Below are 12,819 nucleotides of genomic sequence, written 5' to 3'. Positions count from 1 at the left end.
CTGAACTGAACTCAAATGTTTGTAGCCTGGATAAAGAGATTGACCGGGAAATCCCCCAGCGCGGCGCTGATCATCAGCTCCCTGTGTTTTGTGACTGCGACGCTTGAAAAAAGTCCCTTCAGATTTTCGTCGGCGATTGTGAACGGCAAACTGATCCGGGTATCGCCCCACTGCGGCGCGTCCACGTGAGGCACGGCACTGTTTTCCAGCAATGCCGAACAACGGATCGGCACGATGACGATGGCGCGGGTACCCTGCCATTCACGGACAAATCCCAAAACCCGATTGGCCTGGCTGCCAATGACTTCGAGGGGCTGGTAAGTCCCGCGTCGAAACAGCTCGGCGTGCTCGGCACGGGTGGTTAAAGTCCGCGCAATCAAGGCTTGCTTGATGCGCCCGTCGCGCCAGTGCTCCGACAGATCAGGCAGATCCAATGGCTGCTGCAAGGCCTGCTGGCGGCTGGCGTAATCCACTGGCCGGCGGTTGTCCGGATCGACCAGCGTGAAGTCCCAGAAGTCGTTGCCCTGATACAGGTCCGGCACTCCCGGTACCGTCATGCGCAGCAAGGTTTGCGCCAATCCGTTGAGGGCGCCAGGCAAGGCAATCGTGCGGGCTGCCTTGCCCAGGGCGGTGCGCAATAGATCACCTTCCGGGCTCAGCAGCAGGCGCCGGGTAAAGTTTTCGCTGGCTTGTTCATACGCTTCATTGGGTACGCTCCAGCTGCTTTGCAGCTTGGCTTCGCGCAGGGCCTTGCGTTGCCACTGGCAGATGCGTTGGGCGTAGTCCTCCAGGGCCGCGGGGTCGTCGGTGCGCAGGTCCAGCGGCCAGCTGCCCAGCAGTGCCTGATAGAGAATCAACTCATCGCCGGCTGACGGCATCTGCTCATCGTCGCGCAAGGGCCGGGCGAGGGCGTGCCAGAGGCCGATCTGTTCGACGTACCATTGACTGCGTTCACTCAAGACGGACAGGCGCGCGCGCGTATCCTCGCCACGCTTGTGATCGTGGGTCGCGGTGGCGAGCAGGTTATCCGGGAAATCGGCCAGGCGCTGGGCACAGGCAGCATGAAAATCGGCCACAGGGGCACTGAATTGTTCCGTGCTGAAGCCGACGTCATTGCGCGATAGCAACACCGCCGAACGATAGAACGCGGTGTCTTCCACGGCCTTCGCGGCGGCAGGTGAAGTCAGTTGCTGAAAACGCACGCAGGCATGCTTGAGCCGTTTGCGCAGCCGGCCAGCCGGGCGTTTTCGCCAGCTCTCGCCCCCCAGCCACCCTGCCAGGCACTCGAGCACTGGCCAGTCGGCTTCCCCAAGGGTTTGTCGGGCGCCATCCATGGCTTGCTGGAAAAACACTTCGTCCTGCGCCGAACGGCCCAGAGCACTGATGTAGGTGCGATACACCGAGAAATGCACGATCAGTTCCTGCAGCGCGCGACGGATCGCGCCCAGCGTCAGGTCACGGGTCATCAGGTCATCCCGGGCCACTTGCAACAACGCCTGGGCGACACTTTCGAAATCCCCGGCCAGCGAGCCATTGAGAATCTGCTGGCGTGCCAGTTGGGCTTCCTGGCGGAAGTCAGCCGGGCGCCCGCTATAGCGGTGCCAGAGCTCACCCAAGGTGGGTTGACCGGCGGGATCGTGTTGCAGCAGCGACAACTGGTTCATGAACTCGTAGCCGGTGGTGCCATCCACCGACCAGTCGCGATGCAGGGTTTCGCCTTCGCCCAGGATCTTTTCCACATAGATCGGCAGGTGTCGACCCGCTGCCAGGCTGTCGACGCGTCGCCGCAGTTTGCGACAGTACCCCCGTGGGTCGGCGAGGCCGTCGATGTGGTCGATGCGCAACCCGTCGACCAGTCCTTGTTCCACCAGCTGGAAGATCTTCGCGTGGGTCGCCTCGAACACCGCTGGGCGCTCGACGCGCAAACCGCCCAACTCGTTGACATCGAAAAAACGCCGCCAGTTGATGTCGTCCGCAGCGGTGCGCCAACTGGCGAGGCGGTAGCTCTGGCGCTCCAGCAAGTCATGCAAGCGTTGAAAACCTTCGCTGGTCAGAGAATCGTAGGCCTGCAGGTTTTGTTCGATGGCTTGCAGTATTGCGGGATCGCTGGCCAGTTCGCGCAATGCTTCTTTTAACGCAGTCGCCAGGGTGTAGGCATCTGTCTGATAGCTCAAGGCGTTGAACCGGTCCGCCAGCAATTTCAGTGGCTCGGCATCCGTCTTGAGCAGCTCGCCGTAATGACTGGGGCATATCGGAAAGTGATGATCGTAATGCTCCACATGAAACGCGCCGCGCTGCGCATTGAAACGCAGCGCCAGGGTGCCGTCCTGCAAGGCGATGCCGTAGTCGCTGCCCAGGAAGGGCAACAGCAACTGGCCTTCCATCAAGGGGTCGGGCGAGTGCCACTGGATATCGAAGAATTCGCCGTACGGGCTCAGGCGTCCCCACTCCAGCAAGTCCAGCCACCAGGGATTGTCGTTACCGCCGACCGCCATGTGGTTGGAGACGATGTCGAGGATCAACCCCATGTTCTGGTCACGCAGCGCGGCGACCAGGCGGCGCAGCGCAGATTCACCGCCCAGTTCCGGGTTGACCGTGGTCGGGTCCACCACGTCATAGCCGTGCATGGAGCCCGCGCGGGCGCTCAGCAGCGGCGATGCGTATACGTGGCTGATGCCCAGGCGGGCGAAGTAGGGCACCAGCGGCACGGCATCATCGAGAGTAAAACCCTTGTGAAATTGCAGCCGCAGGGTGGCCCGCAGCGGCGCGATAGCGACCGGGTTCATTGGTCACGCTCGGCCGCCTGAAGTCGCGCGCAGGCGAGCAGTTCCAGGCGTCTGGCGGCGTCCGGGCCATCGAGCAAGGCTTCGCTGGTAACGGGTAACCGGCGGGACCAGTTGGGGTGGGTATCGATGGTGCCGGGCAGGTTGGCCTGCTGTTCAATGCCCAGTGCATCCTCCAGAGGCAGCAGTACCAGCGGGGCGCGGGTGTGGCCGAGGAAACGCACACTGGCGTCGAGGACCTGATCGGTTTCGTGTGACTCTTCGCGAAAGTTCTGCGGGTCTTGGCTCAAGGTCCGGCGCAGGCCTTCGCGTTCGCGCTCGCGATGCTGGCGCCACTCGATTTCAGAACTGGCATCGACCAGGCCGAGGCGGGCGTTCCAGTCGATGTCGCGGCCATGCCACCAGCCATTGAGGGTGGGCAGGTCGTGGGTACTGGTGGTGGCGAGGGCGTTGTCCGGCCAGTCGAGGATCGGTTTGAAGTGAGTGTTGTCCTGTTCGAACAGCAACACTCGCATACCCAGGATCGAACGGGCGCTGAGTTTTTCCCGCAGACCGTCCGGCACCGTGCCCAGGTCTTCGCCGAGGACGATGGCCTGGTGGCGATGGGACTCGAGGGTCAGCAGGCGCAGCAAGTCGTCAAACGGGTAATACAGGTAAGCCCCATCAGCGGGCGATGCGCCATTGGGGATCACCCACAACCGTTGCAAGCCCATGACATGGTCGATCCGCAGGCCACCGGCGTGGGCGAAGTTGGCGCGCAGCATTTCAATGAACGCACGAAAGCCGTTGCGCACCAGGCCTTCGGGGGAAAACGCAGAGATGCCCCAACCCTGGCCGGTGCGGTTGAGAATGTCCGGTGGCGCGCCAACGGTGAGGGAAGCGAGCAATTCGTCCTGGCGGCTCCAGGCCTGGCTGCCACCGCCATCGGCACCAACGGCCAGGTCGGCGATCAGGCCAATGCCCATGCCGCTGCTGCGGGCGGCGGCTTGCGCGCGCTCCAGGCAACGGGTGATCAACCATTGACAGAAGGCGAAGAAGCCGATGCGGCCAGCGTTCTCTTCGGCGAATTCGGCCAGGGCAGCGCTGCGCGGGTTGCGCCACTGCGGCGGCCACTCACGCCAGTCGAGGCTTTCGCCCCGGGCGGCACGGGTTTCTTGAATGGCCTCGAAGCGGCAATGATTTTCCAGCGCTTCACCGCCGGCATGGCGAAAGCTGCTGAAGTCGGCGTGCAGTGGATGTTCGCCGTGCACGAATCCGTCGTACAGCGCCTGTAATAGGCGATGCTTGGCTTCGGCAGCGGCCGGCCAATCGATCAATGGCAGTTCTTGCAAACGCAGAAGTTCGGCAGCCAGGCCGGTGGCATCGATAGCGGTGCGCATCGCGCGCTCACCGAGAATCGCCCCCGGCGCGCAATACAGGCTATTGAGAAACAGACGGCTTGACGGCGAATAGGGGCTATAGCGCTGGGTGTCGTTGGCAAACATGGCATGCAAGGGACTGATCGCCAGTGCGTCGGCGCCGCGTTCGCCCGCCACCCGGGCCAGGTCTTCCAGTGCCTGGGTGTCGCCAAAGCCGCCATCGCCGGCACGGCGCAATGCATACAGTTGCACGCTCAGGCCCCAGGCGCGCGGGATCGGGCTGTCCACCGCATCGGCTACGCTGTAGCAGCGGGCGGGAGCCACGGCCAGGGTAAAGCTTTGTCCATCGATCTTGACGTGTTGGTAACCGACCGGGATCAGCCCCGGCAGAACGGCTTCGGCATCCAGCTTGAGACTGAGTTTCGAGCCATCTTCAAGATGGATCTCGCAGGGTGTCAGCGGCTCAAAAAAGTGCGCCAGGTTGAGTCCCACGCCGACATCGGCGGTGATCAGAGGCGGCAGGTGCCGGGTCTGTTGTACTTGTTGCAGTTCGAGCAGGCTGGCGTCGATTTCCTGGGCGCTGCCGGCCGGGTGGCCGAGTCCCGTGAGGACGTTGCGCAGTACCGAAGGCGCGACTTTTTGCGGACGACCATTGGCGTCGATCCAGTCGACCGCCAGGCCAGCCCGGCTAGCAAGTATTTCCAGTTGCGCATCACTCATTGGCGCTCTCCATCAAGGTGTAGCAAAGGGGCCGCGGCCGTGAGGCTGACAATTGCGCAATACGGGGGCAAGGTGCCCTGGTCCAGCCGTTGGCCAGACCCGGGCGGGTGTTCGAACAGCAAGCTTGCGTCCACCTGTGGCACATGGCAGACCGGCGTGTCGCTGAGGTTGAGGTCGATGCGCAATTGACTGCCATCGCCCAGGCACCATGACGCGCTGACCGCGCCAAAACCCAGCACCTGTGCATTGCGCGCCCGGGTCCCGGGCAAGTGCGGGACGAGGTGCCGATGGCGGATCTGCAGCAGTTGGCGGTAGAACTCATGCATCGCCGAAGCCCCGTTGACCGTGAGGGTAGGGCGGGACGCTTCGAAGGTCTGTGGTGCGTTGGGATCGGGAATCCGTTCACGTTGATGCGGGTCGGCAAACGCGCTGAACGCGGCAAATTCATTGCGCCGGCCTTCGCGCACCAAGCGTGCGAGTTCGCCGTGGTGGCTGGTGAAAAACAGGAACGGTTGTTCGGCGGCAAACTCATCGCCCATGAACATCAGGGGAATCATCGGTGACAGCAGCAACAGCGCCGTCGCGGCTTTTAATGCGTCGGGGTGGGCCAGTTGATGCAGTCGCTCGCCAAAGGCGCGGTTGCCGATCTGGTCGTGATTCTGCAAGAACAGCACGAACGCGCTGGGTGGCAAATGCCCGCTGGGCTCGCCGCGCGCTTGGCCATGGCGGTTGAGGTGGCCCTGGAACACAAAGCCCTGGCTCAGGCAGCGGGCCAGCTGTTCGGTGGGATTTTTTGCATAGTCGGCGTAATAGGCATCGGTCTCGCCGGTCAGCAGCACGTGCAAGGCGTTATGACCGTCATCGTTCCACTGTGCGTCGAAACCCTGTTCGAGCAGGCTGGCCTGGTTATGTTCGTTTTCCACCACCAGCCACACATGTCGCGACGGATCGGTTTGCTGGCGCACCCGCTGGGCCAGTTCCTGGAGAAAGTCCGGGTCTTCGATGGCATGCACCGCGTCCAGGCGCAAGCCGTCAAAGCGGTACTCCAGCAACCACATCAAGGCGTTGTCGATGAAGAAGTCGCGCACCTCGCGCCGGCGAAAATCGATGGCCGCTCCCCATGGCGTGTGCAGGTCTTCGCGGAAGAACCCCTTGGCGTAGCGGTGCAGGTAATTGCCATCCGGCCCGAAGTGGTTGTAGACCACGTCGAGCATCACCGCCAGGCCAAGGCCATGGGCGGTGTCGATAAGGTGCTTGAGTTGCTCGGGAGAACCGTAGGAGGCCTGGGGTGCATAGAGCAGCACCCCGTCGTAGCCCCAATTGCGTTCGCCGGGAAACTGCGCGATCGGCATCAACTCGATTGCGGTGACCCCAAGCTCCACCAGATGTGCCAGGTGCTCCTCCACGGCGAGAAAGCCGCCGAGGGCGCCGACGTGCAACTCGTAGATCACCGCTTCATTCCACGGACGTCCCAGCCAGGTGCTGTGCCGCCACTGGTAGGCCAACGGGTCGACCACCACGCTGTACTGGTCAATGTCCCCGGCCTGGGCGCGGGAGGCCGGGTCGGGCACCTCCAGTTCGCCATCGATGTTGTAGCGGTATCGGGTACCCGCCGGGCAGCGGGTGTTGATCACGAACCAACCGTCGGCCTGAGGCAGCAACGGCAAGGACTGTCCATTTTCCAGTTCGACACTGACGTAGAACGCATCGGGTGCCCACAACGCGAATCGCGTGTTTTGCGGGTCCAGTTTGATTGCGCCGTGGGGCCAGGTCTCAAGGGTCCGTAACGGCATTGCGTGAGCCTCTTACTGTTTGTGCGATTTCCCCAAGGCTTTGGCTACAAGCTGCTCGTAGAGTTCGGCATAGGGTTCGACCGCCTTGCACCAGTTGAACGGTGCCGCCATGGCGCGGCAGCGCATGGCATTGAGCAGGTCGGGGAAGGCGAACACCTTGAACGCTCGGCTCAAGGCTTGCTGATAACTGTCCACCGTGGATTCATTGAACAGGAAGCCGGTCACGCCATCTTCAATGGTGTCTGCCAGGCCACCGGTATTGCGCGCCACCGGCAACGAGCCGAAACGCTGGGCGTACATCTGGCTGAGGCCACAAGGTTCATAGCGCGACGGCATCAAGAGGAAATCGCTACCGGCAAACATCCGTCGGGCATCGGTTTCGTTGAAGCCGATGCGCACACCGATCTGCCCTGGAAAACGCAGGGCCAGTTCGCGCATGGCTTGTTCTTCTTCCGGCTCGCCACGACCGATGATGGCGATCTGGCCGCCGGATTTGACGATGTATTCGGAGACCGCTTCGGTCAGGTCCAGGCCTTTTTGGTAAACCAGGCGCGAAACCACGGCAAATAGCGGGCCTTCACTGTCTTGCAGGCCGAACAACTGGCGAACGTGGGCGGCGTTGACCGCCTTGCCGTCCCAGTCACCGATTTTGAAGGGGCAGAACAGGTGCGGGTCGGTGGCCGAATCCCAGCTTTCGTCGATGCCGTTGGGAATGCCGCTGAGCAGGCCTTGCTGGGTCTTGGCGGCGAGAAATCCGTCGAGACCGCAGCCGAAGTCCGGGGTGGTGATTTCCTGGGCGTAGGTCGCGCTGACTGTGGTGATGTGGCTCGAATAGGCCATGCCAGCCTTCAGGAACGACATCTTGCCGTAGAACTCCATGCCTTCCTGTTGCAAGGCGTGCTGCGGAATGCCCAGCTCGGGGCACGACCCCAGGCTCGTCACGCCCTGGTACGCCAGGTTATGGATGGTGAACAGGGTCGGCGTGCGCTGCCCACGCCAGTGCATATAGGCAGGGGCCAGGCCAGCGGGCCAGTCATGGGCGTGCACCAGGTCCGGGCACCAGTGGATCTGTGCAAGGTTGGCGGCAATATCGGCGGCCGCCAGGCCCAGGCGGGCGAAACGGATATGGTTGTCCGGCCAGTCGCGGCCGTTGTTGGCGCCATAGGGTGAACCTTCGCGCTCGTAGAGCTCAGGGCAGATCAACACATAAATGACCAGACCGTCAGGCATGTCCATGCGCCCGATCTTGCACGGCGGGAGCGCCGCGTGACCACCGAGTTCACCGATGATGTGAATCGGATTTTCACTGTGCATGACCTGCGGATAACCGGGGATCAGGACACGCACATCGTGCAGGTGTGCCATGGCCCGGGGCAGCGCGGCGGAAACGTCTCCCAGGCCGCCGGTTTTCACCAGGTCGGCAATTTCGGAGGTGACGAACAACACTTTCTTCTTATTGGGATTCTGACTGGCCACCGGCGCCAGCGTCCGGGTATTGGTAACGCTGATCGGTTGGGCACTGAGAGCAGTCGCGGCGCTCGATTCGCCGATCTGTTGATGAGCCAGCTCTCCCTGAACATCCAAAGCCGCACTAATCATATGAATCTCCCGTGTTGTTGATCTAGTTCTTGGGTCTGGCAAAACGTTACCTGGCCAATGGGTGTGGCCACGCGCAAAGCGCTACGCCTCGGCGAGCAAGCGCTCCCCAAATGCGCTGAAGCAAAATGGGTGAATTAACCATTGCAAGGATTGCACCAGTCGCAACGCACCTTCTTTTTACTCGACCGATCCCGCGTGGCAAAAGTTTCGACTTTTTTTCCACTTTTTGACTGACCGGTCGCCCTCGGGGAAATCAGTCTAGGCCAGAACTTAGAGCGGTAAAGTGCTGATGGCAAAATTGTTCGACAATCGGTTGTTTAGGTACGAACGTGCCTGGTACCGGCGCGAAAGCACCGACGAAATGCAGTTTTTTTTGAATGTTCGCCCTGGAAATTCACCGGGTGGTCACAAAGCTGTGCGTAACGTCTTAATATGCATGCACCGTTATGGTGCGTGTGCAAGTCCCGCTTTTGGCTGAACCACTGCCTTGCTGCCTTGTTATAGTTCAGGCTTCTTTTTTGCCCGCTAAAGGATCACTAGCATGTCTGAGTACACAGCGTTCAGCGTCGAACTGGTAGATAAAATCGCTCATGTGCAGATCAATCGCCCGGACAAGATCAACGCGATGAATGCTGCCTTCTGGACCGAGATCATCGAGATTTTCCAATGGATCGACGACACCGACGAAGTTCGGGTAGTGGTACTCAGTGGCGCCGGAAAGCATTTTTCCTCAGGCATTGACCTGATGATGCTGGCTGGCGTGGCCAATGAGCTGGGCAAGGACGTTGGACGCAATGCGCGCTTGCTGCGCCGCAAGATCCTTGATCTGCAGGCGTCCTTCAATGCGGTCGACCAATGCCGCAAACCGGTGCTCGCGGCCATCCAGGGTTATTGCCTGGGCGGTGCCATCGACCTGATTGCCGCCTGTGACATGCGCTACGCCGCCGAAGACGCGCAATTCTCGATCAAGGAAATCGATATCGGCATGGCTGCTGACGTCGGTACACTGCAACGCTTGCCGCGGATCATCGGGGACGGCATGCTGCGTGAACTGGCTTACACTGGTCGCATTTTCGGCGCCGAAGAAGCGCGAGGCATGGGCCTGGTCAATCGCGTCTACAGCGATACCGCCAGCCTGCTCGACGGCGTCATGGGCATCGCCCGCGAGATTGCGAGCAAGTCGCCGATTGCCGTTACTGGCACCAAGGAGATGATCAGCTATATGCGCGATCATCGCATCGACGACGGCCTGGAATACGTCGCCACCTGGAACGCCGCCATGCTGCAATCGACCGATCTGCGCGTGGCCATGGCCGCCCATATGAGCAAACAGAAACCCGAATTTCTGGATTGATTGAAAAATGACTCCACGCTGGACCACGGCAGTACTGGACACCGACCAGCCCGGCGGCTGGGCGGTAGCGCGCAGCCCCGAAGGCTTTTTGTTCGATGACAACGGCGCATTGTTCCCCCGGGAATGGCTCAAGCGCCAGGACCTGGCGATACTCGCCGAGCACGGTATTGGCCATCTGGATGGCGAACCTGTCTATCTGCTGGAGTTGCGCGCCCACAGCGAGGTGCCGGGCTGTAACTGGAAAGGCTTGCGGGCGTTCATGCTCGAAGGCGATCACACGGTGTTCAAGGTCCTGGGTTACGCGGCGCAGATCGGCACCTGGGCCCGCGAGCACCGTTTTTGCGGCAACTGCGGCCAGGCCATGATCCAGGTGCCGCGTGAGCGGGCGATGTATTGCCAGCCGTGCGATTTACGCAGCTATCCGCGGATTTCCCCAAGCATGATCGTGCTGGTGACCCGTGGCGATGAGGTGCTGCTGGCACGCTCGCCGCGCTTCGTCGCCGGGGTCTACAGCACGTTGGCAGGGTTTGCCGAACCTGGCGAATCGGCTGAGGATTGCCTGATTCGCGAGGTGCGTGAAGAAGTGCAGATCGAAGTGAAGAACGTCCAGTACCTGGGCAGCCAGTGCTGGCCGTTCCCGCACTCGATGATGCTCGGCTTCCATGCCGAATACGCCGGTGGCGAGATCGTCTGCCAGGAGGACGAGATCGAAGACGCCCAGTGGTTCAATGTGCATGATCTACCGCCGTTGCCGGCCTCACGCTCGATCGCCCGCTACCTGATCGACGTCTACGTGGCGCGGCGCTTAGGCCACGCTGAACCAGTGTTGCCAGGCTAGCCGGACGGTCAGGCCCAACACCACGGTGATGAACACCGGACGAATGAACTTCGCGCCGCCGCTGATGGCGGTGCGGGCGCCGAAGAACGCCCCGACCATCACCGACAGGCCCATGCTCAGGCCGATGATCCAGTCCACTTGCCCGGAAAACACGAACACCGACAACGCCGCAATGTTGCTGACGAAGTTCATGCTGCGCGCCACGCCGCTGGCTTTCACCAGGTCGATCGGGTACATCAGCAGGCTGCTGACGGTCCAGAACGCGCCTGTACCGGGACCGGCCACGCCATCGTAGAAGCCGAGGCTGAAGCCTTGGGTCGATTGCCACTTTTTCCTGATCGGGGCGTTGCTGTCCAGCGGCGCCTTGGGCGTGCCACCGAACAAAAGATAAAGGCCACAGGCGAACACGATCACTGGCAGCATCTTGTTCAACCATTCGGCCGGCAAGTAATGAGCGACGACCGCACCGGTCAGTGCTCCGACCAGGGTGCCGACGATGGCGTGTGTCCACTGCCTGGGGTGGAACAACTTGCGGCGGTAAAAAGTGAAGCTGGCCGTGGCCGAGCCAAAGGTCGAACTGAGTTTGTTGGTGCCCAGCACCAGGTGCGGCGGCAGGCCAGCGGTCAGCAAGGCCGGGGTGGTCAACAGGCCGCCGCCGCCAGCGATGGCGTCGATGAAACCGGCAATGAAAGCGACAATGGCCAGGATGGCCAGGGTTGTGAGGTCAACGCTGAGTTCGAAAGGCATGGAATCGGCTTAATCGGCGGGGGGCAGCGAAGGGCTGCAGGGAAGGGCCGGTATCTTACCCATATCCAACTCTTGCTGCGACCGCGCTGACGCAACCCCCTGTAGGAGCTGCCGCAGGCTGCGATCTTTGATCTTGTTTTTGAGGGGGCAAGATCAAAAGATCGCAGCCTGCGGCAGCTCCTACGGGGATCGGGCTCAGATTTTACGGTCAGGCCCATTGCCGATCTGCCACACGAACGGCGGCTCGGTCCGGTTGATTTCCCAGTCTCCGACAATCCGCGACTTGTAGATCACCGGATTGTGCGACGACACGGTACGCGCATTGCGCCAGTGCCGATCCAGCGATTTGCCCTGGCGAATATCCGAAGCCCCCAGCGCATTGAACAACTGCGTGGACGCGCGCTGGATCAACTCCGTGACCACCACCTGTGCTTTCGCCGATTCGATTTCCGCTGCGACATTTGCCGCATGCTCCCGTTGTTCATCGCCGGCGAACCTCGCCAGATAAGCCTGTTGTGCCGGCTGCGCCGCCCGTAAAGTGGCGGCCTCGGCGGCATACACCCACGCGGCAATATCGCCGACCACTTGCTGGACCTGCGCATCCTCACTGACGCGCTGGGCATTGCCATGGCTGTAGATGCGTTGGCGTTCGCGCACCTGCCGGGACACATCGCGCAACGCTGCACGGCCAATCCCGGCCAGTGTTGCCAGCAACACCAACTGATAAAACGCGGTCTGGTATTTGAAGCGCGTAGCGAAGTCGATGATGTTTTGTGCGTCCACCTCGGCGTCGACAAAGCGCGACGTGCCGCTGCCCGTGGTGCGCTGGCCGAACCCGTCCCAGTCGTCACTTTGCACGATCCCAGGCTGGCGCGTGCGCACCGCGGCAATCACGTCGCCACCGGTGTCGCTACGTTGGGCATACACATCGATCCAGTCGGAAAACAGGCTGCCGGTGCTGTAGAACTTCTCGCCGTTCAGCCGCCATTGCTCGCCGTGGAGCGACACCTTGGTGATGACGTCGCCAATCGCCACGTTGCCGATTTCGGTCCAGGCGCAACCGACGACGTCACCGTCTACAAACCGTTTGAACCAAATGTCCCGGGCCGTGCCAGGCGGGGAATTGAGGCGATCTTCGGCAAAGGCGAAGTGACCGCGCAATGCCTGTGGAATGTTCGAGTCAGCCTCGGCCAGTTCGATCAGTAATTCAACCAGCTGCGGCAGCGAGGCGCCGCCACCGCCGTATTCAACGGGCACCCGCACTGCGCCAAAGCCAGCGTCCTTGAGCCATTGGATCGGCTCATGGGGCATGGGTGCGCGACTGCTCGCGTTGGAGGGCCCCTTCGGCGATTCGCTGGAAAATCGGGCGATACCGGGCGGCCAGCGCTTCGTAGTCAGTGCCGATGGACAGCGGGTTGATTACCTGGTGTTCGGTCATGGAAACAGCTCCTTGGCTGGGCAGAAAAAATGATGTTCGTGCAAGGAGCGATTGCACAGTCCATGCCGGAGGCTGGCGCGTGGATTTACTGGCCGGCGCTAATACCATGACGTCCTCAACTGTTGCCGGATCAACACTGCATCAGCAAATTGCTTCTGACACAGCTCAATCATTGTGGGAGCGGGGCGG

Annotated in this window: 8 protein-coding genes and 1 pseudogene; 3 read left to right on the top strand and 6 right to left on the bottom strand. The window is 61.6% G+C overall.

Annotated elements, in window-relative coordinates:
• Positions 1-11: 11 nt before the first annotated feature.
• The 4 genes from QLG10_RS16190 to glgA are packed head-to-tail and all read right to left on the bottom strand — an operon-like array spanning position 12 to position 8,253.
• Entirely contained in the window at positions 12-2,786 is a 2,775-nt protein-coding gene (locus QLG10_RS16190; RefSeq protein ID WP_282487675.1) for a malto-oligosyltrehalose synthase, read from the bottom strand.
• Positions 2,783-4,861: a 4-alpha-glucanotransferase gene (gene malQ / locus QLG10_RS16185; RefSeq protein WP_282487674.1), complete on the bottom strand. Its 2,079-nt coding sequence runs from the start codon at positions 4,859-4,861 to the stop codon at positions 2,783-2,785. The genes QLG10_RS16190 and malQ overlap by 4 nt, the downstream gene beginning before the upstream one ends.
• The gene (gene treZ / locus QLG10_RS16180) at positions 4,858-6,654 is read right to left on the bottom strand and encodes a malto-oligosyltrehalose trehalohydrolase (RefSeq protein ID WP_282487672.1); all 1,797 of its coding nucleotides are present in this window, start codon (positions 6,652-6,654) and stop codon (positions 4,858-4,860) included. Before treZ ends, malQ begins: the two co-directional genes overlap by 4 nt.
• A 12-nt stretch (positions 6,655-6,666) precedes the next feature.
• Positions 6,667-8,253, bottom strand: a complete 1,587-nt coding sequence (glgA, locus tag QLG10_RS16175; protein ID WP_282487671.1) for a glycogen synthase GlgA — start codon at positions 8,251-8,253, stop codon at positions 6,667-6,669.
• A 541-nt stretch (positions 8,254-8,794) separates the two neighbouring features.
• On the opposite strand from glgA, the gene QLG10_RS16170 reads away from it, so the two are divergent.
• Both QLG10_RS16170 and nudC read left to right on the top strand, forming a co-directional pair.
• A complete protein-coding gene (locus tag QLG10_RS16170; RefSeq protein ID WP_020799191.1) occupies positions 8,795-9,607 on the top strand; it encodes a crotonase/enoyl-CoA hydratase family protein in 813 nt (270 codons plus the stop codon).
• Positions 9,608-9,614: 7 nt separating this feature from the next.
• Positions 9,615-10,445 carry an NAD(+) diphosphatase gene (gene nudC / locus QLG10_RS16165; RefSeq protein WP_020799192.1) on the top strand — a complete coding sequence of 277 codons (831 nt, stop codon included), beginning with the start codon at positions 9,615-9,617 and terminating at the stop codon, positions 10,443-10,445.
• On the opposite strand, the gene QLG10_RS16160 is transcribed toward nudC, so the two are convergent.
• Positions 10,413-11,192 carry a TSUP family transporter gene (locus QLG10_RS16160; protein ID WP_020799193.1) on the bottom strand — a complete coding sequence of 260 codons (780 nt, stop codon included), beginning with the start codon at positions 11,190-11,192 and terminating at the stop codon, positions 10,413-10,415. The genes nudC and QLG10_RS16160 overlap by 33 nt on opposite strands.
• 195 nt (positions 11,193-11,387) lie before the next feature.
• Positions 11,388-12,630, bottom strand: a pseudogene (locus tag QLG10_RS16155) (acyl-CoA dehydrogenase family protein).
• Here QLG10_RS16155 and QLG10_RS16150 point away from each other — a divergent pair.
• On the top strand, positions 12,629-12,819 hold a 191-nt coding region (locus QLG10_RS16150; RefSeq protein ID WP_282487670.1), incomplete at its 3' end, for a hypothetical protein. The pseudogene QLG10_RS16155 and the gene QLG10_RS16150 sit on opposite strands and share 2 nt — an antisense overlap.

Origin of the sequence: Pseudomonas sp. V98_8, assembly GCF_029967975.1 — a bacterium.
Taxonomy (GTDB): domain Bacteria; phylum Pseudomonadota; class Gammaproteobacteria; order Pseudomonadales; family Pseudomonadaceae; genus Aquipseudomonas; species Aquipseudomonas umsongensis.
The sequence above is the reverse complement of the archived record's forward strand: the minus strand, read 5'-3'. Positions and strand labels throughout refer to the sequence as shown.